The following is a 23,699-nucleotide window of genomic DNA, read 5'->3' as shown; positions in this document are numbered from 1 at the left end:
AGGGGGTGCTAGTTTTGCAGCAACCCTGATTGCCGGAGGCCGATGTGCTAAAAATTCGCGACCTGCAAAAGAGTTACGTGAGCGCGGGCCAGACCGTTCAGGTGCTCAAAGGTGTCTCTTTGGACCTCGCTGGCGGTGAGACTTTGGCGCTCACGGGCGAGTCCGGTAGCGGGAAGAGCACGCTGCTCCATCTGGCTGCGGGGCTGGATGTGGTCGATGCGGGTGACGTGTTTGTCGGTGAGACGAATGTCGGGCAACTCGACGAGGCGGGACGCGCCCATCTGCGCCGCGATGTGGTCGGCGTCATCTTCCAGCAGTTCAACCTGATACCCTCGCTGACGGTCGAGGCGAATATCGCATTCCATGCGCGGCTGGCGGGGAAATACGATGCCGATTGGTGTCAGCGACTCGCGGACCGGATCGGGCTGACGGAGCAGCTTGGGAAATATCCCGAGCAGCTTTCGGGCGGCCAACAACAACGCGTCGCGATTGCGCGGACGCTGGCGGCGAGGCCCGCGCTCGTGTTGGCGGACGAACCGACGGGCAACCTTGACGAGGAAACCGCTGTGCAGGTGATCGCACTGATGCTGGAGCTTGTCAGCGAGACGGGGGCGGCGCTGCTCATGGTGACCCACTCGAGCGCGCTGGCCGCGATGCTGGATCGGCGTCTGCATCTTCGGGCGGGACAGGTCGCGTGAGGCGGCAGGCCCTCATCGCGCTGCCTTCTTACTGGCGGCGCAACTGGCTCCAGTTTTTCACGCTGCTGGCCGGATTGGCGCTGGCGACGGCGCTGTGGTCCGGTGTGCAGGCGATCAACGCCGAAGCGCGGGCGAGCTACGATGCCGCCGCCGCGACGCTGGGCGAAGGGCAGTACGCGCAGATTACCGCCAACAGCGGATTGCCGATTTCGGTCGAGGACTACGTGGCGCTGCGCCGCGCGGGTTGGCTGGTGTCCCCAGTGGTCGAGGGGCGATTGGACGGCGTGCGGCTGATCGGGGTCGAGCCACTGACCGCGCCGCAGGGGATCGGAACGTCGGCACTGTCGATTGAGGCGGAATTGCCGAGTGAGCCGACGCTGTGGGTGGCCTCGGGCGTGTCTGTGGACGGCGTGACGACGGTCGAAATGCCCGAGCTTGCGCCGAATACCGCGATTGGTGACATCGGCCTCGTCTCTGATCTGCTCGGAGTCGAAGGCATTTCGCGGCTGCTGGTCCTGCCGGACCAGCCGCGCGGTCAACCGCCCTTGGAGAGCATTGTTCAGGGCCTCAGCTTGCAGACGCCGCAAGGTGGCTCGGACATCGGGCGGCTGACGGATAGTTTCCACCTCAACCTCACCGCCTTCGGGTTTCTGTCGTTCGTCGTAGGTATATTTATCGTCAACGGCGCCGTGGGTCTGGCGTTCGAACAGCGCAGGCCGTTAGTGCGAACTCTGCGAGCGCTGGGCGTGCCGTTGAAGACCGTGATCGCGATCATGGCGACCGAGATGGCGGTGCTTTCGCTGCTCGGTGGAGTGATTGGCGTAGTGCTCGGATACTTCATCGCGGCGGCTTTGCTGCCCGACGTGGCGGCGACATTGCAAGGGCTTTATGGCGCGGATGTCGGGGGCACGCTGGCGATCAGACCGGTGTGGTGGCTGTCAGGGCTGGGCATCGCGCTGCTCGGCGGGATGGCGGCCTCTGCCTCTGCCTTGTGGAAGCTGTCGCGGATGCCGTTGCTGGCTGGCGCACAGCCGCGCGCGTGGTCGATGCAGGCGGGACGCGGGCGGATGATCCAGACTGGAGCGGGTCTGGTCATGCTGGCGTCGGCGGGCGTGTTTGCTGTGATTGCCGACGGATTAGTAACTGGTTTTGCTTTGCTAGGCACGTTGCTGCTAGGCGCGGCGCTGCTGTTGCCGATGGTGCTGAACGCTGCGCTTGCGCTCGGTCAACGGCTTGCCAAGGGGCCGTTGTCGGAGTGGTTCTGGGCCGATACGCGCCAGCAGTTGCCGGGCCTGTCGCTCGCGCTCGCGGCGCTGCTTCTGGCGATGGCTGCGAATATCGGCGTGTCCACGATGGTGTCTTCGTTCCGGCAGACCTTTGTCGGTTTCCTCGACCAGCGGCTCGCGGCGGAGCTTTACGTGACCGCTCGCGATGAAGAGGACGCCGTTGCGCTGGAGCGCTTCCTCACGGGCAAGGTGGAGTCCGTTCTGCCGATCGAGCAGATCGACGTTGAGGCGAACGGCCTGCCCGCCGAACTCTACGGCCCGATTGATGACCGCACCTACCGCGACAACTGGCGGTTCCTCAGCCAGATCCCGCAGATGTGGGATGTCGTGCAGGCGGGTGACGGTGTGGCGATTAACGAACAGCTTTCGTATCGGGGCGATCTTCAGCTCGGCGATATGCTGGAGCTACCGGGGATCACGCTGCCGGTCGTCGGTATTTACGGCGATTACGGCAATCCCATCGGGCAGGTGATCATCGGGCGCGGGGCGTTCAAAGGGCTCTACCCCGACAGTCAGGCGCTGCGATACGGGGTGCGCATCCCGCCAGATGACGTGGGCGCGCTGACCGATCAGCTTGTGAACGATTACGGTCTGCCCGAGGCGAATGTTATCAATCAGGCGGGGATCAAGGCCTACTCGCTCGATATCTTCGAGCGCACGTTTACGGTCACGGGTGCGCTGAACTGGCTAACCCTAGGGGTGGCGGGTTTCGCGATCCTGATGAGCCTTCTAACCCTGTCGGGGATGCGCATCCCGCAGCTTGCGCCGCTTTGGGCACTGGGCCTGACGCGCGGGCGGTTGGAACGGCTGGAGATCCTGCGGACCGTCATGCTGACCGCGTGGACGTTCGTTTTTGCGCTTCCGCTGGGGCTGGCGCTGGCGTGGGTGCTGCTGGCCGTGGTCAACGTGGCCGCTTTCGGTTGGCGGCTACCGATGTTCGTTTTCCCGTCGAGTTACGTGTTCCTGCTCGTGCAGGCGCTGATCGCTGCGGGGGCGGCAGCGCTGTGGCCTGCGCTGAAACTCGGGCGCACCCCGACGAGCCATTTGCTGAAGGTTTTCGCCAATGAACGCTAGATTGCTCGCCTTTCTCCTGCTCTGGCCGTTTGCGGCGTTTGGCCAAGGTTTCGCTGGATTAGGCTCTGATGCGGACGGTTTTGCGCTTCCTCAGAGGGGCAACACATTCAACTTTCCGACCGATCACGGCGCGCACCCCGAGTACCGGATCGAGTGGTGGTATGTGACCGCGAACCTGACGGGCGATGACGGTGCGGAATACGGCGTGCAGTGGACGTTGTTCCGAAGCGCCCTCGCCCCAGAGGAGGCGGAGGGGTGGGATTCCCCGCAGGTCTGGATGGGTCACGCGGCGCTAACGACCGAGGATGCGCACTACACGGCCGAGCGGTTCGGGCGCGGCGGGATCGGACAGGCGGGAGCGTTGGATCAGGAGCTTTCCGCATGGATCGACGACTGGGAACTGGACTTCAGCCACATGACCGCCTCGGGCACCGATTGGCGCTACGACCTGTCGCTGAGCGAAACGGGGCCGCTCGTGTTTCACGGGGAAGATGGTTACTCCGTCAAATCGGCGGGCGGGCAGGCGTCCTATTACTACTCCCAGCCGTTTCTTGAGGTCGACGGAACCCTTACCATCGGCAACGAAGAGATCCACGTCACCGGCAACGCGTGGCTCGATCGCGAATGGTCGTCCCAGCCGCTTGCCGAGGATCAGAGCGGCTGGGACTGGTTCTCGCTGTCCTTCGACGACGGTGACAAGCTGATGGGGTTCCGCCTGCGAGGGACCGATACCTACACCTCTGCCACTTGGATCGATGCGGATGGCAGGACGACAGCTTTTGCCGACGGTGCCTTTATGGCTGAGCCGCTTGAAAACAGTCCGACGAGCGGTCCGGAGGTGCCCGTCCGGTGGCAAGTCCAGTTGCCTGAGCGGGGCTTGGATGTCACTGTATCCGCTATTAATCCGGATTCATGGATGCCGCTGACGACCCAGTATTGGGAGGGCCCTGTCACTGTGACGGGTACCCATACGGGGCGGGGTTATCTGGAAATGACGGGCTACGAATAACCGAGGCAGAGCATGCAGACCACCATTCCCCTGACCCGCGATCTGGTGCTGATCGGAGGGGGGCACACTCACGCGCTGGTCCTGCGGATGTGGGGAATGAAGCCTCTGGCGGGGGTGCGCGTCACTGTCATCAATCCCGCGCCAACCGCGCCATATTCGGGGATGCTGCCGGGGTTCGTGGCGGGGCACTACACCAAGGACGAGCTGGATATCGACCTGGTCAAGCTCGCCCGTTTCGCAGGTGCGCGGATCATCACCGGCAAGGCCAGCGCGATTGATACGAATGCAAAGACGATCACCGTCGGGGATCGCAAGGTCGCCTATGATGTGGCGTCTATCGACGTGGGGATCACGTCCGAAATGCCGGATATCGAAGGCTTTGCCGAACACGCCGTGCCTGCCAAGCCGCTCGACCGGTTCGCCGAGCGGTGGGATAGCTATCGCAAATCCGCAACCCGTCCGCGTGTCGCGGTGATCGGCGGCGGTGTTGCGGGTGCTGAACTTGCGATGGCGATGGCTCATGCGCTGCGGCACAAGGATCACCGCGTGACGCTGATCGACAGCGGCAAGGTGCTTTCCCAATTCGGTGATGATGCCCGAAAGCATCTGCTGGAAGCGCTGGAGACGAACGGGGTGGAGCTGGCCGAGGATGCCAAGGTCGACCGGATCACCTCTGACGCGGTTCTGCTGGAAGGCGGGACGCCGATCCCTGCGGATTTCGTCTGCGGTGCGGCGGGGGCGCGTCCGCATGAGTGGCTAAAAAAGACGGGCCTGACGCTCTACCACGGGTTTGTCAGTGTCGGGCCGACGCTGCAATCCAGCGATCCCCACGTCTTTGCTGCGGGGGACTGTTGCTACATGCGCCACGCGCCGCGTCCCAAGGCGGGTGTGTTCGCAGTGCGCTCGGCCAAGACGCTGTTTCATAACCTGAAGGCTGAACTGTCGGGCGAGCCGCTGAAGGGCTACCAGCCGCAGAAGGACTACCTGAAACTCGTTTCGTTGGGGGGGCAGTCGGCGCTAGCTGAAAAGCTGGGCCAGTCTTTCAAGGGGCCGCTGCTGTGGAAGTGGAAGAACCACATCGACACCAAATTCATGCGCAAATTTAGCGACCTGCCGCAGATGGGCCTTGCGAAGCTTCCATCTCAGGTCGCGAAGGGCGTGCGCGAGGAACTCGGTGATGCGCCGCTTTGTGGAGGATGCGGGGCAAAGGTCGGGCGGTCCGCGCTAAAGGAAGCGTTGGCTGACCTGCCGCAGCACGACCGCCCCGACATCCAGTCCGTCAAAGGCGATGATGCCGCGATCATGGATGTGAACGGTCAGAAACAGGTGATGACCACTGACCACCTGCGGGCTTTCACCGAAGATCCGGTTATGATGACGCGTATCGCGGCGATCCATGCGTTGGGCGATGTTTGGGGGATGGGTGCGAAGCCCTCTGCCGCGACGGTCCAGATCATCCTGCCGCGCATGTCGGACGCGCTACAACGGCGTACGATGGCAGAAATTACTGGCGCTGCTGCCGATGTCCTCGGGCAGGCGGGCGCGGCGATTGTCGGCGGGCACTCGTCCATCGGCAGCGAGCTGACGATCGGCTTTACGATTACAGGCATTTGTGACCGTCCCATCACGCTCGAAGGGGCGGAGGCAGGCGACGCGATCATCATCACGCAACCCATCGGCGCGGGTGTTGTGATGGCCGGAGAGATGCGCGGCCTCGCCAAAGGGCGGGACGTCGTGGCGACCTATGACGCGATGCTGCAAACGCAGGCGGAGGCGAGCCGCATCCTTGCGCCTGATGCCCGCGCGATGACGGACATCACCGGTTTCGGGCTGGCAGGGCACCTCGCCAACATCTGCGAAGCCAGCGGCCTTGGCGCGCAGATCACACTGAAAGATGTGCCGACATTGGCGGGTGCGGAGGAGCTGTCAGAGCAGGGCGTTCGTTCGACCATCTGGGCGGAGAACCGAGGTGGCGCAGGTGCGATCTACGGCAACCGTAGCCCGAAGTTCGACCTGCTGTTCGATCCCCAGACGGCGGGCGGCTTAATGGCAGTTGTGCCCGCCGAAAAATCCGAAGAGCTGCGACAACAGCTTCTCCTGAGCGGCTACAAAGCTGCGATCATTGGGAAGATGACCAAGGCTGACGGGATTACCGTGAGCTGACGATCTCTGCGATCTGCTCGGCGAGGCGGGTCTGGCCCGCCTCGTCCAGCTTGTCCGCCTCGACCGTCGCGAGCAGCGTAAAGTCGTGGACGCTGCGCGACTTGTTGTAGGCCGGATCGTAGTGGTCGATGATGAGCGACGCCGCGAGAGCGGGGAAATCCTCGGCCTCCAGCAGCTTTTCCCACTGATCGACGGTTTCGTTGCCACGGAACGTGCGGAGCGGCTGGATCAGCGTCTTCAAGCGGCGCGGGGCGGCGGTCACGTCGTCATAGGCGCGGGTCAGGTACTCGACACGGGCCTCGAGCGGGGCTGAAATGTCGACGCGCGGCGCAGCGCACATCGCTTTCCAGACCATCGGCGGGACGATCATTTTGCCAATTTTGCTGCTCTCGGCCTCGACGAGAACGGGCTTGGCCGGATCAAGCTGGGCAAGGGCGCAGGCGATTCGGGATTCGAACATCTTCTGGCTCGGCTGATCGCCTATCGCGCCGAGCATCGAACCACGGTGGTTCGCCATGCCTTCGAGATCGAGCGTCTGCACCCCCATCGCGGCGAGCTTTTTCAGAACGTCGGTCTTTGCCGTGCCGGTGTTGCCGTCCAGCAGGATGAAGCGGTGCGGGATTTCGTTATCGTAAAGCGCGTGATGCACCAGACGGCGGTAGGTCTGATAGCCGCCCTGAATGGTGTCCGTGCGCCAGCCGATCTGTTTGAGAATGATCGCCACAGAACCCGACCGCTGACCGCCGCGCCAGCAATAAACGAGCGGCTTCCAGCTACCGTTCTTCTGCTGCATGTGACGATCGATGTGGCTGGCCACGTTGCGGGCAACGATGGCGGCGCCGACCTTTTTGGCCTCGAACGGGCTGATCTGTTTGTAGATCGTGCCCACGCGCGCGCGTTCGTCGTTCGACATGGCCGGCATACTGACGGCGCCAGGGATGTGGTCCTCGGCAAATTCGGCAGGCGAGCGCACGTCGATGACGGTGTCGAAGCCGTGCGCCAGAAGGTCGGCCAGTGTCTTGAATTCCTGCGGCATTTTCTCTGATCAGACTGTGGGTAGCAGCGGCACGCGTCCCGTCTCGGTCAGGATGAAACAGTCGGTCCCTTCAAAGACGGCAGCGGTCAGCGGCCGATCATAGCCCGCGCCGCTATCGATGTCGATGCGGTTGCCGAAGTGTGTCGGCTGTTCGAGCGCGGTGTGGCCATGCACGATAAGCTTGTCGAAGGGCTCTTCGTAATCAAGGAATCCTTCGCGGATCCAGATCAGGTCATCTTCGTCCTGCTCGTCCATCGGCACGCCAGGTTTGATGCCGGCATGGACGAACAGCAGATCGTCGGTTTCGTACCAGAGCGAGCGGCTTTCGAGGAACGCCAAGTGCTCGGGCGGGACGGCGGCCTGCGCGCGCTTGAGGATGTCGCCCTCTTCGACGTTGACGCCGTAGCTGGCGAGGGTCGTGGGGCCGCCAAGGGAGGGGTTCAGCCAGCCTTTGCCGGACTTGATGCGCTCGTCGTGTTCGTTGCCGTCGGTGAGGTATCGGCAGAACATGCGGTCGTGGTTGCCGCGCAGGACGGTCCAGCGGCGGCCTTGGCTGACGCCATTAATCAGGCGGTCGAGAACGCCGCGGCTGTCGGGGCCGCGGTCCGTATAGTCACCCAGAAAAACGATGTGGGCGTCCGCGCCGCCGTCCGCCTCGATCAGGCTGAGAACGCGGTCCAGTTCGGCCAATTGCCCGTGAATATCACCAATAGCATAAATCATAATGTGCTCCGTTTGCAGGAGAGGGATATGTCGCGGAGGGTAACAATGTCACGTCCGCAACATGAAAAAGGGGCGGATTGTCCGCCCCTTTCGGTCACTGTGTCGCTGAATTGATCAGGCGATGTCAAAGGTCAGCGGTTTGACCTGCTTGAACTTGCCGGTCGCTTCGAGGGCTTTCAGCACGTCGGTCGACAGCGCATCGTCAACGTAGAGCAGCGCGATGGCTTCACCGCCCGAGTTCGAACGGCCGAGGGTAAAGTTCGCGATGTTCACGCCGTGATCACCAAGGGTGCCGCCGAGGGTACCGATGATGCCCGGTACGTCTTCGTTGGTGGTGTAGAGCATGTGTTCACCGACTTCGGCGTCGACGTTGATGCCCTTGATCTGGATGAAGCGCGGCTTGCCATCCGAGAAGACGGTGCCCGCAACCGAACGCTCTTTCTTTTCGGTGACGACGGTCACTTTGATGTAGCCTTCGAACGCACCCGACTGGTCCTGCGTGGTGGTCGAGATCTTCACGCCACGCTCTTTGGCGATGACCGGAGCCGACACCATGTTTACGTCGGGGTTGGCCTTTTTCATGATGCCCGCAACGACGCCGCAATCGAGCGCCTTGAGGTTCATGGTCGAAGCTACACCGTCATAAAGGACGTTGATCGCCTTGATCGGCTCGTCGGTCATCTGACCGATGAAGTTACCGAGGTGACCGGCCAGCTTGATCCACGGACCCATGACCTTAGCTTCTTCGGCGGTGACCGACGGCATGTTCAGCGCGTTGGTGACAGCGCCGGTCAGCAAGTAGTCCGAAATCTGTTCGGCAACCTGAAGGGCGACGTTTTCTTGGGCTTCAGTGGTCGACGCGCCGAGGTGCGGGGTGCAGACGACATTCGGCAGGTTGAAGAGCGGCGAGTCCTTCGCCGGCTCGGTTTCGAACACGTCGAAGGCAGCGCCGGCAACCTTGCCCGACTTCAGGGCTTCGGCCAGAGCGGCTTCGTCAACGAGGCCACCGCGGGCACAGTTGATGATGCGGACGCCGTCTTTCATCTTGGCGATAGCTTCAGCCGAGATGACGTTGCGGGTCGAGTCCGTCAGCGGAACGTGCAGGGTGATGAAGTCGGCGCGAGCGAACAGCTCGTCGAGTTCGACTTTGGTCACGCCCAGTTCGGTGGCGCGTTCGTCCGACAGGAAGGGGTCATAAGCAACGACCTTCATTTTCAGGCCGACAGCGCGCTGGCAAACGATGCCGCCGATGTTACCTGCGCCGATGACGCCGAGGGTCTTGCCGGTGAGCTCGACGCCCATGAACTTCGACTTTTCCCACTTACCAGCGTGGGTCGAAGCCGATGCTTCGGGGATCTGGCGGGCAACGGCGAACATCATTGCGATGGCGTGCTCGGCGGTGGTGATCATGTTGCCGAACGGGGTGTTCATCACGATGATACCTTTTTTCGAGGCATTCGGGATGTCCACGTTGTCGACCCCGATACCGGCGCGGCCAACGACTTTGAGGTTGGTGGCGGCTTCGATGATCTTCTCGGTCACTTTGGTGGCCGAGCGGATGGCGAGACCGTCGTAGTTGCCGATGATCTCGGCCAGCTTGTCCTTGTCTTTGCCAAGGTCGGGCTGGAAGTCGACGTCGATACCGCGATCCTTGAAGATCTGGACGGCAGCGGGGGAAAGCTTATCGGAAATGAGGACTTTGGGGGCCATGATGGGCTCCTTTGACTGGCGGGCACTTCGCCCGTGGAATGGGGAAAGGAGGGGCGCGTCAGTGCGCCCCGTCAGATCACGCTTGTGCTTCGATTTCGGCTTCGAAGGCCCATTCGAGCCACGGCAGCAGAGCTTCGATGTCGGCGGTTTCGACCGTCGCACCACACCAGATACGCAGACCGGCAGGCGCATCGCGGTACGCGCCGATATCCAGCGCAACGCCTTCTTTTTCGAGGCGCTTTGCAACGGCCTTGGCGAAGGTTGCGCCGTCTTTGATGCGGTCGTCGGTGAACTTCAGGCAGACCGAAGTGTTCGAACGGGTCGCGTCATCCTCTGCGAGGTTGGCGATCCAATCTTTCTGGTCACAGAAGTCCCAGATGGCTTTGGCGTTTGCGTCAGCGCGGGCGAACAGAGCCTTCAGGCCACCGATCGAACGGGCCCAATCCAGAGCGACGAGGTAGTCTTCGACAGCCAGCATCGACGGGGTGTTGATGGTCTCGCCGACGAAGATGCCTTCGATCAGCTTGCCGCCCTTGGTCATGCGGAAAACTTTCGGCAGCGGCCAAGCGGGTGTGTAGGTTTCGAGGCGCTCGACGGCGCGCGGCGACAGAACGATCATGCCGTGAGCAGCTTCGCCGCCCATGACTTTCTGCCACGAGAAGGTGGTCACATCGAGCTTGTCCCACGGCAGGTCCTGCGCGAATGCAGCCGAGGTTGCGTCGCAGATAGTGATGCCTTCGCGGTTCGCAGGGATCGCGTCGCCATTCGGCAGACGGCAGCCCGAAGTGGTGCCATTCCAGGTGAACACGACGTCGTTGTTGAAGTCGACCGTGTTGAAATCGACGATCTGGCCGTAGTCGGCGGTCTTCACGGTGGCGTCCAGCTTGAGCTGCTTGACGACGTCGGTGACCCAGCCGGAGCCGAAGGATTCCCATGCCAGCATTTCGACGTGGCGTGCGCCGAGCATCGACCACATGGCCATTTCGACAGCGCCGGTATCCGACGCCGGAACGATGCCGATGCGGTAGTCTGCGGGGATGTTCAGAAGCTCGCGGGTTTCCTCGATGGCGGCTTTCAGCTTCGCCTTGCCCACGGCAGCACGGTGCGAGCGGCCCAGAGGCGCGTCAGCAAGCTTTTCGAGTGCGTAGGTGGGGATTTTGGCGCAGGGGCCAGAGGAAAAACGCGGGTTTTCCGGCCGCGTAGCCGGTTGTTCGATAGTCATCGGTGTTACCCTCTCAGATATACGCTCCTCGTTGGGGAGGAGTGTCCCGCTGACCGAGATAGAGCCGAGTCGGAGGGAAGGCAATGAGGAAAGTGACGGCATTTTCCGACAAATGGTCGCAAACAGACATCCCTAGTTCACGATAGGAAACACGGGGAAACTTCGGTTGCACTTGGCACCGCGTCGGGGATGTGCGACATCGCCTTTGTAACAACGCTCGGAGCCTTGATATGTACGTCGTCACCCTGCTTTGCGCGCCCGCCGAGGGCCGACTGGAATCCGCGCTGGTTGAGAACCTCAGAAACGCTTGGGGTGGCGGTGAAGCGCAGTGGTTGTCGGTCGAAGAGGCTGCCGAGTTCCGCGTTCCGACGATGCCGACGAATTTCTGGCAGGTCTGGGAAAGCCTCCAGTCGTCGGGAATCGACCTCGTTATTCAAGAGACCAAAAACCGTAAGAAAAAGATGCTGCTCGCGGACATGGATTCGACCATGATCCGTCAGGAATGCATCGACGAACTGGCAGCCGAGGCTGGTGTTGGTGAGCGCGTTGCCGACATTACCGCCCGCGCTATGAACGGTGAGCTGGACTTCGAAGGTGCGCTGACAGAACGGGTCGGTCTGCTCAAGGGCCTCGACGAATCCGTCATCCCGCACGTTCTGGAAACCCGCATCACCTTTATGCCCGGCGGTCACGAACTGGTCGCCACGATGAAGGCGAACGGTGGCTACGCTGCACTGGTGTCGGGCGGTTTCACTGCATTTACAGGCCGCGTGGCCGAGGCCATTGGCTTTGACGAAAACCGCGCCAACACGCTGATCGCCGAAGACGGCAAGCTGACCGGAGAGGTTGGCCGTCCGATCCTTGGCCGTGAAGCAAAGGTTCAGGCGCTTGAAGAAATTACCGCCAAGCTTGGCATCGAAGAAGCCGACGTGATTGCTGTAGGCGACGGTGCCAACGATCTGGGTATGTTGGGTCGCGCCGGAACAGGCGTTGCGCTTCATGCCAAACCGAGTGTGCAGGCCCAGTGCGATGTTCGCATCAACCATGGCGACCTGACCGCTCTTCTCTTTATCCAAGGGTACGCCCGCTCCGAGTTCACCTCATAATGCCTATTGAAATTGCCGGCGACGTATTGGCGTTGCTCATGCTGGCCGCGTTCGCTGCCGGCTTCGTCGACTCCATTGCTGGAGGCGGCGGTCTGATTACCGTTCCCGCGCTGATGATCGCAGGGATCAATCCTGTTGCCGCACTGGCGACGAACAAAGTCCAAGGTCTGTTCGGCGCAGGGATGGCCGCATTCAACTATGCCCGCGCCGGCCACGTGAACCTGCGTCGCCAGCTGCCCGCCGCGCTGGTGTCCGGCGTTGCTGCGGGCGTTGGCGCTTGGCTTGCGAGCAGCTTACCCGTCGATGTGATCCGCCTAGGTCTGCCTGTCCTGCTCATCGCGGTGGCAGCGTTTTTCGCGTTCCGACCCGGCCTTGATGACATCGACCGCGAGCAGCGGATTTCACCGGCCGTATTCATGTTTACGCTTGTTCCGTTCGTCGGCTTCTACGATGGCCTGCTGGGGCCGGGAACGGGTGCGTTTTTCATGCTCGGGTTTGTGGCGCTGGGTGGCTACGGCATTCTGAAGGCGACCGCGCATACCAAGCTACTGAACTTCGCGTCGAACGTCGGGGCGGTGCTGGTTTTCGCAACGACCGCCCAGCCGCTGTGGATCACGGGCCTTTGCATGGGTGCCGCACAGATGGCGGGAGCCTACGTCGGATCGCGCCTCGCCATGTCGATCGGCAGCCGCGTAATCAAGCCGGTGCTGGTCATCGCGTCGACGGGTATGGCTCTCAAACTGATCGCGGATGCGATGGGAATCTGACACGATCCCGTGAGGATAGCCGAAAACTACCTATAATCATGGTAGGCACGGGCTTTCCAATCCGGCATCTTTCTTGCTAGGTCTGAGATATCGGGTGAACACCGCTCCGCTGATCCTATTGCGCCGGAGAACGCGCAGGAACGCTGGGGCAGAGGCAATGACAGCTTGGAGGCTGTAAGATGATTTCAGGAATGATGCGCGCCGCTTGCGTTGCTCTGGCCCTTGGGGCCGGTACTTCGGCTTTTGCTCAGAGCAGCGAGCCGCAACGTGTAGCAGCAAACACCGACTGGAGCGTTTTCGAAGTTGCGACCCCGCATGATTGCTGGGCCGTCTCCGCTCCGAAAGAAACCGTAAACAGCCGTAACGGCGAAGTGGTCGAAGCCCGCCGTGGCGACATCCTTCTTTACGTCTTCTACCGTCCCGAAGCCAACGTGCAGGGGCAGGTCGCTTTCAACGGCGGATATCCGTTCGCAACTGACTCGACCGTCGAACTGGACGTCGGCGGCACCAAGTTCGAACTGTTTGTCGATGGCGAATTCGCTTGGCCGACCAACGCCGAAGCCGACGCGCAGATCGTGAACGCATTGAAAGCGGGTGCTAGCGCGACTGTCGTTGGCCGTTCGGGCCGCGGCACTGTGACGACCGACACGTTCTCGTTGCTCGGCTTCACCGCATCCGTTGAAGAGGCTGCACGTCGCTGCGGCGGCTGACGCAACCAAAAAAGCGTGATAATGGAATTTAGGGGCGGAATTCTTTTGAATTCGGCCCCGAATGCTATATGAGCGCCCATCTCATTCGATTCCGGAGGCTGCCATGACTGCGACCGCACCGATTACCCAAGACGTCCTGACCATTCCGCGCAAAGCGCCGGAAGGGGCCAAGAACCTTGTGGGCATGACCCGCGACCAGATGCGCGAAGCGCTGATCGAAGCTGGCACCGCCGAGAAGCAGGCCAAAATGCGCCTCAATCAGGTGTGGCAGTGGATTTACCACTGGGGCGTCACCGATTTCGACGTAATGACCAACCTGTCCAAGGACTACCGCAAGCTGCTCTCCGATAACTTCGTGATCGAGCGTCCGGAGCTTGTCACCAAGCTCGTGTCCGAAGACGGCACTCGCAAGTACCTTGTCCGCATCGCAGGCGGCCACGAGGTCGAGATCGTGTACATCCCCGAAGAGGGCCGCGGTACGCTCTGCGTGTCGTCGCAGGTGGGCTGTACGCTGACCTGCTCGTTCTGCCACACCGGCACGCAGAAGCTGGTCCGTAACCTTACCGCCGCAGAGATCGTCGGTCAGGTCATGCTGGCACGCGACGATCTGGGGGAATGGCCCGAACCGGGCACCGGCACTGGCGAAGACGGTCCGCGTCTGCTGTCGAACATCGTGCTGATGGGCATGGGCGAGCCGCTCTATAACTTCGAGAACGTGCGCGACGCGATGAAGGTCTGCATGGACGGCGAAGGCATCGCGCTGGGTCGCCGCCGCATCACGCTATCGACTTCGGGCGTTGTGCCGGAAATCGCCCGTACCGCCGAAGAAATCGGCTGTCTGCTGGCTGTCTCGTTCCACGCCACCACCGATGAAGTGCGCGATAAGCTGGTTCCGGTGAACAAGAAGTGGAACATTGAACAGTTGCTGGCCGCACTGCGCGAATATCCCAAGGCGACCAACAGCGAGCGCATCACGTTTGAATACGTGATGCTGGAGGGCGTGAACGACACGTTCGAAGACGCGCACCGACTGGTGAAGCTGCTCGACGGTATTCCCGCCAAGGTGAACCTGATCCCGTTCAACGAATGGCCTGGCGCACCGTACAAGCGTTCGTCGAACAACCGTATCCGTGCGTTTGCGACCATCCTGATGGAAGCGGGTTACGCCTCTCCGATCCGGACCCCGCGCGGCGAGGACATCATGGCGGCATGTGGTCAGCTGAAGTCCGCGACCGAGCGCGAACGCAAGTCGCGTGCGCAGATCGCTGCCGAGGCCGGTCTCTGATCGGAACCGCCTTTGGCCTTGGCATGTTGTCTCCACAACCAAGGAGGACATCATGTCAGCAGGCTACAACGACGGCGATAAGGTCAAGTGGGAGTGGGGCAACGGCACCGGCACCGGCAAGATCGACAAGGTCTATACCAAGAAGGTGACGCGCAAGATCGACGGTTCGGAGATCACCCGCAAAGCGTCGAAGGACGAACCCGCGTACTACATCAAACAGAATGACGGCGACGCGGTGCTCAAATCGCACAGCGAGGTCAAGAAAGCGTAAGGGCGGTCAGTGACCGCCCTTTTCTTTTAGACCATCAGTGCCTTGGCCGCTTCGGGCGGCAGGGCATCAGGCCGTTCGCAGGTTGTCGTCATCTCGACACGCTGCTGCTCTTCACCCGCCTTGAGGATCGAGGTCATCACCTCGACGACATGGATGGCGAGGTCGAGGTTACAGCGGTGCTGACGGCCTTCGCCGATGGCGGCAACCATGTCAGCAAGGCCTGCACAGCGATAGTTCGCGATGGGGTTGCCGTTGTGATCCTCTTGGTTCGGGTTCGAATAGGGGTGGTTGCTGTGATCGAGGGCGATTTCCTCGCCGTCTTCACCCACCAGTGTCACGTCGCCTGCAAAGAAGTTCGGATCAGGCACGTAGAGAGATGCTTTCTCGCCATAGAGATCCATGTTCGGATGGCGGTTCGCCCAAACGTCCCAAGACATGCCCAGCGTGACGATCGCGCCGTTTTCGAACTGCATCAGCGCATGGATGTTCGTCGGCGTGCTGACCGGAATGACTTCGCCGTTGCGGTCGCCGTTGCCGATGGTGCGGGTCGGGAAAGTGATCGCGGTCATCGCGCTTACGGCCTTCACCGGACCAAGCAGCTGGACGAGGTTGGTGATGTAGTACGGACCCATGTCGAGGACCGGACCCGCGCCGGGCTGGAAGAAGAAGTCCGGATTCGGGTGCCAGCCTTCCATGCCATGACCCATGAAGTGACAGGTGCCACCGATAATGCGGCCGGTTTCGCCGCTGTCGATGGCTGCGCGGGCCGCTTGGTGCGAGCCGCCAAGGAATGTGTCAGGCGCAGAGCCGACGCGCAGGTTTTTCGATTTGGCGAGCACGCGGAGCGACTCGCCTTCTTCAAGCGTGAGAACCAGCGGCTTTTCCGAATAGGCGTGCTTGCCTGCTTCGAGGATACGCTTGGTGATCTCGTAGTGGACCGCCGGAATGGTCAGGTTGACCACGACGCCGATGTCGTCGGCAGCCAGCAGGTCTTCGACCGTCTCGGCGCGCACGCCGAACTTCTCGGCCTGCGCTTTGGCGGTGTCCATGTTGATGTCGGCGACCGCACGGACCTCGATGCCCTTAAACAGCGGAGCATACTGGAGGTAGGTGGTCGAGATATTGCCGCATCCGATGATGCCAACACCCATATTTTCCATGGTGATTGTCCTTAGAATTTCTTGACTGCGTCCAGCGACCGCTTGGCAAAGACTGCGTGGTCGGCGGGGTGGTCGTTTTCGATGACATAGCGATCAACGCCAGCAGATTGCAGCGCCGCGTGGATCGGTGCCCAATCGACGGTACCGTCACCCACATCGGCCCAGCCGTCGTATTGGGTGTTTTCGCCTTCAGGCGCGCGGTCCTTGATGTGAACGGCGACGAGGCGGTCGGCGTATTTGTTGATCCACTCGACAGGATCTTTGCCCGCACGGATGGTCCAGCCGAGGTCCAGTTCGAGGCCGACGACATCGCCCCCATCCATGATCAGATCGAGCGGCAGCTTGCCGTCCGACTGTGCGTCGAATTCGAAGTCGTGGTTGTGCCAGCCGAACTTCAGACCAGCGTCGACGATGGGCTTGCCCGCAGCGGCGAGGCGCTCACCAAACGCGGCCCAGCCTGCGCTGTCGGTCGGACGGTCATCGGGCATGATGAACGGCACGATGACGGTCTTGATGCCGAGTTTTTCGCAGATTTCGAGCGTCTTTGCGGTGTCCTCTGCGACTTCGATGGCGAAGTGGCCGGTGGGCATGGACAGGCCATTGGCGTCCAGCATGGCTTTGGTCGCGTCGAGGTCTTCGTACATCGGGCCGTAGCCTTCGACGGCGTCATAGCCGGCTTCGGCCAGCATCTCGAGGGTTTCTTCGATCCCGTGATCGCGGGAGCAGTACATCTGGTAGGAAATGCCGGGCATTGTGAAATCCTTTCAGCCGTTACGGGCTACTGTGGCGCTGTAGAGGTCACGCAGAGAGAACGTGGGTGTCGCGTTCTCGTCCTGCGGTGTGAAGGTGACGGTGACGGGCAGACCGGGGAACACGGCGAAGGCGTTATTCGAGAAACGCCCGGGCACGTCGGCTTCGACGCTGGCGAAGAGCGAAAGCTGCTTTGCCGTGATCGTGAGCTTGTTTCCGTCCTGCTTCATTTCCAGCCCGCTGTCGGGCAGGTGGTAGGTTTTGTAGGGCCAAGGCGCGAAGTGATCGCCGCCCGCCTCGCCGTCCTCGGTGTGCCAGAGGAAGACGATGATCTCGCCCTCTTTGACCTGATCGGCGGGGATATCGAGCATGACCTCGGACTGTGCGCCGATGGTCATCTTGGTCTTGCCGAGAGCGCGGCTTTCGCCCTGCATGTCGAGCGTACGGGCACTGACGGTCAATTCGACCGGATCAAGGTGATCGTTGACGCCCTTGAGCTGGTAGCCGTTCTCGGTCGGTGCGCAGACAACAGTCACCGGCGCGTAGAAGCGCTGGATCATGTAGTGCAGCATCTTCCAGCCGCCGCCGTAGTCGAGCGAGGACCACGAACACACCGGCCATGTATCGTTAAGCTGCCAGATCAGCGTGCCCATGCAGTGCGGTTTCAGGCCGCGCCAGTGGGTGACGGCTGTCTTGATCGCCATGGCCTGCTGGATTTGCGAGAGCCAGACAAAGTCCTCGAACTTCTCGGGCCAGCGGAAATAGCGGAACATGGTTTCGGCGATGCGCGCATTGCCGCCCTTGTTTTTCTGGTGGCTTTCGAAAACGGGCGCCGCGATGTTCCAATCCTTCGGATCGGCGAAGGTCTTGATGATGTTCATTGACGGATAGGACTGGAAGCCGAATTCCGAACAGAAGCGCGGAGAAACGTCGCGGTAATGGTCGAAATCGCGGCCTTCGTGCCAGACCGACCAGAAGTGCATGTCGCCCTTGCTGTCGTCGTGCCACGCATCGCCGTAGTTCATCGGGCCGGCACAAGGCGAGGACGGCCACCAGATCGCGTTGGGATCGGTTGCTTTGAGCTCCTGTTCGATCGTGCGGTTCAGGCGGTCATAGCTGACAAGGTAGGTGTCGCGGTTATTGCGGCTGACCTCGAACCAGTCGAAAGCTCCCACCAGTTCGTTGTCACCGCACCAGACGGCGATACAGGCATGGTGGTGCATCCGCGAGACGTTGTCGTGCACCTCGGCTTTCACTTCGGACAGGTAATCCTCGGTCGAAGGGTAGAGGTTGCAGGCGAACATGAAGTCCTGCCAGACCATCAGCCCCATCTCGTCGCAGGTATCGTAGAACGAGGTCGGCTCATAGCGGCCGCCGCCCCATACGCGGATCATGTTCATATTCGCGTCGAGAGCCGATTGCAGCAGATCACGGGTCGCCTCGTAGGTGATGCGACCGGCAAGTGCGTCTGCGGGAATCCAGTTGGCACCCTTGGCGAAGACGTCGACATCATTGACGCGGAACTTGAACATGGAGCCCGTGTCGTCCTTGTCGGTGATTAGCTCCATCTTGCGAAGACCGATGCGGCGGGTCTCTGTCGCGTTGCCTGCCTGCACGGTCAGATCGTAGAGCGGCTGCTCGCCCAGCCCCGCAGGCCACCAGAGTTTCGGCTGGTCGATGGTGATCGTCGCGGAGCCGTCGGCCTCCACCGTTTGACCGTCGAGAGTGACAGTGAACGGACCCTCATAATTGACGGTTTTGGCCGAAATAGACACTGATACGGTGCCGTTTTCGTGGCTCTGCGTGATATAGAGGTCTTCGATCCGTGCGGCCTTGCGGGATTGAACGGCGAGCGTGCCGTACTGGCCGAAGGGTGCCAGCGCGATGTTCCAGTCCCACCCGAAATCGCACTGCACCTTGCGGAGCATGTTGCCATTCGCGATGGGCGAATTCTGTTCGTGCCACGGCACAAAGAACGGCTGGCGGGCCTGCTCTTCGGCACCGGCTTTGGTGCTCGAATGGAAGACGATTTCGACTTCGTTTTCACCCACGCGGGCCACATCGGCGAGCGAGACGCGATAGTCGCGGAACATGTTTTTGGAGGTATGCACCTCCTGTCCGTTCCAGCGGATCGTTGCGACGGTATCAAGGTCGCTGATCACCAGATCAACGTCAGCATCGGTCAGGTCAACCGTGCGCTTGGCGGTCCAGTCACGGTCTGCGATCCAACGCAGGTCGTATTCGTTGCGACCCCAATATGGGTCGGGGATCAGTCCGGCATCGTAAAGGGCAGAAACGCCATCGCCGGGTAGGGTGATCGGGCAAGTAAACTCGCCCGATGCATCGGTAAGGGTCCAAAGACCCGATAGTTGAATCACAATCTTTCCTCGGATTTTGCGTCGAACACCGAAGCCCGCGACGGGTCGATGCCGATTTCCAATGTGTCGCCGACAGCCACGGTGGCCTGTCCGTCCATACGAATGCGGAACGGTTCATCGGCAATTTTGGCCCAGACGAGCGTGTCGGACCCCATGGGTTCGACCAGATCGACAGTCGTCGTCGCACGGTAAGGCGCGGAGGCGACGAGAGGGCCGGTAACAATATGCTCGGGACGGATACCAACAGTGATCGCGCCGCCCTCAACGGGTTGTGTCGCGAAGGCGTAGCCTTCCATCGGGATCGCCAAGTCACCTTTGACAAAGGTGCCATTGCGATATTCGCCGTCAAGGAAGTTCATCGACGGGCTACCGATAAAGTCGGCCACGTAGCGGTTCTGCGGACGGTTGTAGATTTCGTCCGGCGAACCAAGCTGCATGATGACCCCGCCCTTCATGATCGCGATCCGGTCTGCGAGCGTCATCGCTTCGACCTGATCGTGGGTCACGTAGATCATCGTGTTCTTGAGCTGGTTATGGAGGCGCTTGAGTTCGACGCGGAGGTCGGCGCGCAGCTTGGCATCAAGGTTGGACAGCGGTTCGTCAAAGAGGAACACATCCACGTCGCGGACCAGTGCGCGGCCGATGGCCACACGCTGGCGCTGACCACCCGACAGAGCGCTGGGCTTGCGGTCGAGCAGGTGGGTGATTTGCAGGATTTCCGCAGCGCGGTTCACGCGGGTTTCGATCTCGGCTTTGGGGACCTTGGCGTTCTTGAGGCCGAAGGACATGTTCCCGCGCACAGTCATCTGCGGATAAAGAGCGTAGCTCTGGAACACCATGCCAATGCCGCGCTTGCTGGGCTCTTCCCAAGTGACGTTGTTGCCTTTGATGAAGATCTGGCCGTCGGTCGGCTCCAGCAGGCCCGCCACGCAGTTCAGAAGCGTAGACTTGCCGCAGCCGGACGAGCCCAGAAGCACGATGAATTCGCCTTCACTGATGTTGAGGTTCAGACCCTGGAGTACTTTGACCGCGCCGAAATGGAGGTCGAGGTCTTTGATCTGGACAGAGTAAGTCATAGCGTCGTCAGCCTTTCACGGCGCCGGCGGCAATACCGCGGACAAAGAGTTTTCCGGAGATGAAGTAGATGACCAGAGGAACGAGGCCCGTCAGCATGGTCGCGGCCATATTGACATTGTATTCCTTCACGCCCTGCACCGAGTTCACGATGTTATTGAGCTGAACGGTCATCGGATAGATCGAGGGTTTGGTGAAGACGACACCGAAGAGGAAGTCGTTCCAGATACCCGTAACCTGCAGGATGACGGCAACCACGAAGATGGGCAGCGACATCGGCAGCATGATCCGGAAATAGATACCCCAGAAGCCTGCGCCATCCACTCGGGCGGCCTTGAACAGTTCTTCGGGGACGGAAGTGAAGTAGTTGCGGAAGAGCAGCGTCAGGATCGGCATACCGAAGACCGAGTGCACGAGCACCAGACCGCCGAGTTTGCCGTAAAGTCCCAGTTCCCGCAGCATGATCACGATCGGGTAGAGCATGATCTGGTAGGGAATGAAGCTGCCGAAGATCAGGATGGTGAAGAACAGCTCCGACCCTTTGAACTTCCAGTTCACCAGCGCGTAGCCGTTCACCGACGCAATCGCGATGGACAGGAAAACCGACGGGATGAGGATCTGCACCGAATTCCAGAACCCGCGGCTCAGGCCGTCACAGTTGAGACCGGTACAGGCGCTCGACCAAGCTTTGACCCACGGCTCGAAGGTAATCTCGACCGGCGGGGCAAAGATGTTGCCCATGCGGATTTCCGGCATCCCTTTGAGCGAGGTCATGACCATCACCCAAAGTGGCAGGATGTAGTAAAGGCTGACCATCAGCAGAATGCCGTAGATCATGATATTGCGGCCGGAGAGCGTCTTTTTCGGCTTTTTGCCACGCGGACCGGACATTGCGTCGACAGTGCGATCGACCATTTTCGAGGCCTCAAGCATGCTTTTTGCCTCCGAATTCGAGGTAAGCCCAAGGGATCAAAACGATCAGCACGCTCAGCAGCATCATAGTCGATGCGGCAAGACCTTGGCCGAGGTTCTGGGCCTGGAATAGGTAGTCGTAGACGTACATCGCGGGAACCTGGCTGGAGTTGCCGGGACCGCCGGACGTCATAGCGACGACGAGGTCATAGAGTTTGATGATGCCGGCAGCGACGATCACCAGCGTGGTGATGAACACCGGACGCATCATCGGAATGACGACGCGGAGGTAGGTTTTCCACGCAGGGATGCCGTCCACGCGGGCTGCTTTCCAGATATCTTCGTCGATACCGCGCAGACCTGCGAGCATGATGCACATGACAAAGCCCGTGCCCTGCCAAAGCCCCGCCATCAGTAGACCTATGAGCACCAAGTCCGGATTGTATAACGGATCGAAGGTGAAGCTTTCCCAGCCCATGCTGCGGACGATGTGCTGGATACCCATGTCGGGGTTCAGCAGCCACTGCCACACAAGGCCGGTCACGATGAAGCTAAGTGCAAACGGATAAAGCAGAATTGTGCGGAACGTGTCTTCGAAACGGATCTTCTGATCCAGAAGGACTGCCAGCAGGAAGCCTATTGCGATCGTCAGGACCAGAGCAAAGATGCCGTACCAGAAAAGGTTCTCGATCGAGATTTCCCAGCGGCTGTTGCTCCACAGACGGTCATATTGTTTGAGGCCAACCCACTGAAGCTTGGGCAGAAGTTTCGAGCCTGTGAATGAGTAAACTACGGACCAGATCGTCCCGCCGAGAAAGACCACAAGTGTGGTGATAATCATCGGTAGTGCCGCGATCTTGGCGTTTAAGTTGCGCGTAAGCCGTGCGCTAAGCGGTTTTGATGCCATCCCGATCCCCTCGCCGTTTCGGAACGCTAAAGACAAATCGGGCCGCCCCTTGGGAGTCAGGGCGGCCCGCACTTAGAGCCGGACGATTAGTCCATGCTCAGGATGTCGACCCAACGCTCGTGCGCTTCGGCAGCAGGCATGTCGCTCATCCAGAACTCGACCATCAGGTCTTCGACCTGCTTTTGAGTGTCAGGAGTCCACAGCATGTCGCCCGACGGCATCACGTTGCCCGAAGCGAGGAGCTCGAGGCCCTTCTGCATACAGTCGTTGGCTTCCGAGAGGTCTACGTCGCCACGGATCGGCAGCGAGCCTTTCTTCAGGTTGAAGGCAACCTGAACTTCCGGCGAAACGAGCAGAGCTGCGAGGCGCTTCTGCGCGGCTTCCTTTTCCGGATCATCCAGCTTCGGGAAGTAGAAGGCGTCACCACCGGTCGACAGGTAGGCGTTGAGGCCCAGACCCGGCAGACAGGTGTAGTCTTCACCAGCGACTTCGCCTGCGACAGCGAATTCACCCTGTGCCCAGTCACCCATGATCTGGCCAGCGGCCTGATCGGTGATCACGAGGTTGGTAGCCTGGTTCCAGTCCTGAACGTTCGAACCGACAGCGAGCTCGCGAGCAGCGGCAGCGGCTTCGAAGACAGCGGCGTAGGCGTCACCGGCAGCAACGTCGAGGTCCTGTTCCATGTTAACGGCTTGCCAGTTCTCAAGGCCGGCAACTGCAACCTGAATGGCGCCGAATGCGGTGCTTGCCTGCCACGGCTGGTTGCCGAGCGCGAGCGGCACTTTGCCAGCTTCGCGAACCGCCGGTGCGCTTTCGACGAACTCGTTCCAGTTCTGCGGAACCGGCAGGCCGAGGTCTTCGTAAACCTTGTTCGAAATCCAGAGCCATTCCGGCGAGTGGATGTTCACCGGAGCGCAGTAAACGCGGCCATCAACAGTACATGCGTCGAGCAGCGACTTCGGGAAGATGACCTCCTCCCAGTTGTTTTCTTCGGCTACGTCAGTGAGGTCGAGCATCAGGCCGGCTTCGACGAGTTCGAGAGCCTGTTGGCCGTGGTTGAACTGAGTTGCACCCATCGGATCACCGCCGGTGATTCGGCTGATCATGATCGGACGCGCGGTGCCGCCGGAACCTGCGATTGCGCCGTCGATCCAGTGATCGCCCGATGCGTCGAATGCCTTCGCGAGTTCAGCCACAGCGGCAGCTTCGCCGCCCGAAGTCCACCAATGGGTGACTTCAAGATCAGTGGCCGATGCGCCGGTCGCGCTGACAATTGCGGTCGCGGCCAGCAGTTTGGTGGTCAGTTTCACGATTCTCTCCTCCCTGGCTCTAAATCGTTGTAGAAAGTCCTATAACGTTTTAGATAGATGGAGCAAGAAATATTCTAGAAAGTTATTTGCTGCGCTCGCAACATTCGTGCGCGGCGCTGCGGCGTTATCGATATCGGTTAAGGGAGTG

General features: G+C 60.9%; 20 protein-coding genes. 9 read left to right on the top strand and 11 right to left on the bottom strand.

Translation table 11 applies throughout. The annotated features are described in order from the left end of the window. Nucleotides 1-44 precede the first annotated feature (44 nt). The 4 genes from IF204_RS13010 to selD are packed head-to-tail and all read left to right on the top strand — an operon-like array spanning nt 45 to nt 6,230. Entirely contained in the window at nt 45-698 is a 654-nt protein-coding gene (locus IF204_RS13010) for an ABC transporter ATP-binding protein (protein ID WP_322743285.1), read from the top strand. After that, the gene (locus IF204_RS13005; RefSeq protein ID WP_194097538.1) at nt 695-3,058 is read left to right on the top strand and encodes an FtsX-like permease family protein; all 2,364 of its coding nucleotides are present in this window, start codon (nt 695-697) and stop codon (nt 3,056-3,058) included. Before IF204_RS13010 ends, IF204_RS13005 begins: the two co-directional genes overlap by 4 nt. Beyond that, nucleotides 3,048-4,067, top strand: coding sequence for a lipocalin-like domain-containing protein (locus IF204_RS13000; protein WP_194097537.1), 1,020 nt, complete (start codon nt 3,048-3,050; stop codon nt 4,065-4,067). The genes IF204_RS13005 and IF204_RS13000 overlap by 11 nt, the downstream gene beginning before the upstream one ends. 12 nt (nt 4,068-4,079) lie before the next feature. Next, nucleotides 4,080-6,230: a selenide, water dikinase SelD gene (gene selD, locus IF204_RS12995; RefSeq protein ID WP_194097536.1), complete on the top strand. Its 2,151-nt coding sequence runs from the start codon at nt 4,080-4,082 to the stop codon at nt 6,228-6,230. On the opposite strand, the gene mnmH is transcribed toward selD, so the two are convergent. The 4 genes from mnmH to IF204_RS12975 form a co-directional block, all read right to left on the bottom strand. After that, complete coding sequence (mnmH, locus tag IF204_RS12990; RefSeq protein ID WP_194097535.1) at nt 6,217-7,266, bottom strand: tRNA 2-selenouridine(34) synthase MnmH; 1,050 nt, start codon at nt 7,264-7,266, stop codon at nt 6,217-6,219. The genes selD and mnmH overlap by 14 nt on opposite strands. Nucleotides 7,267-7,275: 9 nt before the next feature. Further along, on the bottom strand, nt 7,276-7,989 hold the full coding sequence (locus tag IF204_RS12985; RefSeq protein ID WP_194097534.1) for a metallophosphoesterase family protein: 714 nt from the start codon (nt 7,987-7,989) through the stop codon (nt 7,276-7,278). 114 nt (nt 7,990-8,103) lie between these two features. After that, the gene (serA, locus tag IF204_RS12980; RefSeq protein WP_194097533.1) at nt 8,104-9,699 is read right to left on the bottom strand and encodes a phosphoglycerate dehydrogenase; all 1,596 of its coding nucleotides are present in this window, start codon (nt 9,697-9,699) and stop codon (nt 8,104-8,106) included. Nucleotides 9,700-9,775: 76 nt separating this feature from the next. Continuing rightward, entirely contained in the window at nt 9,776-10,921 is a 1,146-nt protein-coding gene (locus IF204_RS12975; protein WP_194097532.1) for a phosphoserine transaminase, read from the bottom strand. 230 nt (nt 10,922-11,151) lie between these two features. On the opposite strand from IF204_RS12975, the gene serB reads away from it, so the two are divergent. The 5 genes from serB to IF204_RS12950 all read left to right on the top strand — a co-directional run bounded on the left by serB (nt 11,152) and on the right by IF204_RS12950 (nt 15,060). Then, the gene (gene serB, locus IF204_RS12970; protein ID WP_194097531.1) at nt 11,152-12,027 is read left to right on the top strand and encodes a phosphoserine phosphatase SerB; all 876 of its coding nucleotides are present in this window, start codon (nt 11,152-11,154) and stop codon (nt 12,025-12,027) included. Continuing rightward, nucleotides 12,027-12,794 carry a TSUP family transporter gene (locus tag IF204_RS12965; protein ID WP_194097530.1) on the top strand — a complete coding sequence of 256 codons (768 nt, stop codon included), beginning with the start codon at nt 12,027-12,029 and terminating at the stop codon, nt 12,792-12,794. The genes serB and IF204_RS12965 overlap by 1 nt, the downstream gene beginning before the upstream one ends. A gap of 179 nt (nt 12,795-12,973) precedes the next feature. Then, a complete protein-coding gene (locus tag IF204_RS12960) occupies nt 12,974-13,504 on the top strand; it encodes an invasion associated locus B family protein (RefSeq protein WP_194097529.1) in 531 nt (176 codons plus the stop codon). Between the two features lie 103 nt (nt 13,505-13,607). After that, the gene (rlmN, locus tag IF204_RS12955) at nt 13,608-14,789 is read left to right on the top strand and encodes a 23S rRNA (adenine(2503)-C(2))-methyltransferase RlmN (RefSeq protein WP_194097528.1); all 1,182 of its coding nucleotides are present in this window, start codon (nt 13,608-13,610) and stop codon (nt 14,787-14,789) included. Between the two features lie 52 nt (nt 14,790-14,841). Continuing rightward, complete coding sequence (locus tag IF204_RS12950) at nt 14,842-15,060, top strand: hypervirulence associated TUDOR domain-containing protein (RefSeq protein WP_194097527.1); 219 nt, start codon at nt 14,842-14,844, stop codon at nt 15,058-15,060. Nucleotides 15,061-15,086: 26 nt separating this feature from the next. Here the strand turns inward: IF204_RS12950 and IF204_RS12945 are convergent, their stop codons facing one another. From IF204_RS12945 to IF204_RS12915, 7 genes are all read right to left on the bottom strand, one after another. Further along, nucleotides 15,087-16,220 carry a Gfo/Idh/MocA family protein gene (locus tag IF204_RS12945; RefSeq protein WP_194097526.1) on the bottom strand — a complete coding sequence of 378 codons (1,134 nt, stop codon included), beginning with the start codon at nt 16,218-16,220 and terminating at the stop codon, nt 15,087-15,089. 11 nt (nt 16,221-16,231) lie between these two features. Beyond that, a complete protein-coding gene (locus tag IF204_RS12940) occupies nt 16,232-16,972 on the bottom strand; it encodes a sugar phosphate isomerase/epimerase family protein (RefSeq protein ID WP_194097525.1) in 741 nt (246 codons plus the stop codon). A 12-nt stretch (nt 16,973-16,984) separates the two neighbouring features. Next, the gene (locus IF204_RS12935; protein ID WP_322743284.1) at nt 16,985-19,348 is read right to left on the bottom strand and encodes a beta-mannosidase; all 2,364 of its coding nucleotides are present in this window, start codon (nt 19,346-19,348) and stop codon (nt 16,985-16,987) included. After that, entirely contained in the window at nt 19,345-20,424 is a 1,080-nt protein-coding gene (locus IF204_RS12930) for an ABC transporter ATP-binding protein (RefSeq protein WP_194097524.1), read from the bottom strand. The genes IF204_RS12935 and IF204_RS12930 overlap by 4 nt, the downstream gene beginning before the upstream one ends. Nucleotides 20,425-20,431: 7 nt before the next feature. Next, nucleotides 20,432-21,337: a carbohydrate ABC transporter permease gene (locus tag IF204_RS12925; protein WP_194097523.1), complete on the bottom strand. Its 906-nt coding sequence runs from the start codon at nt 21,335-21,337 to the stop codon at nt 20,432-20,434. Nucleotides 21,338-21,347: 10 nt separating this feature from the next. Further along, nucleotides 21,348-22,241: a carbohydrate ABC transporter permease gene (locus IF204_RS12920; RefSeq protein ID WP_194097522.1), complete on the bottom strand. Its 894-nt coding sequence runs from the start codon at nt 22,239-22,241 to the stop codon at nt 21,348-21,350. An 86-nt stretch (nt 22,242-22,327) separates the two neighbouring features. Continuing rightward, the gene (locus tag IF204_RS12915; protein ID WP_194097521.1) at nt 22,328-23,551 is read right to left on the bottom strand and encodes an ABC transporter substrate-binding protein; all 1,224 of its coding nucleotides are present in this window, start codon (nt 23,549-23,551) and stop codon (nt 22,328-22,330) included. Nucleotides 23,552-23,699: the final 148 nt, after the last annotated feature.

Source organism: Marivivens aquimaris, from assembly GCF_015220045.1.
Classification (GTDB): domain Bacteria; phylum Pseudomonadota; class Alphaproteobacteria; order Rhodobacterales; family Rhodobacteraceae; genus Marivivens; species Marivivens aquimaris.
This window is presented reverse-complemented; position numbering and strand designations above follow the sequence as displayed.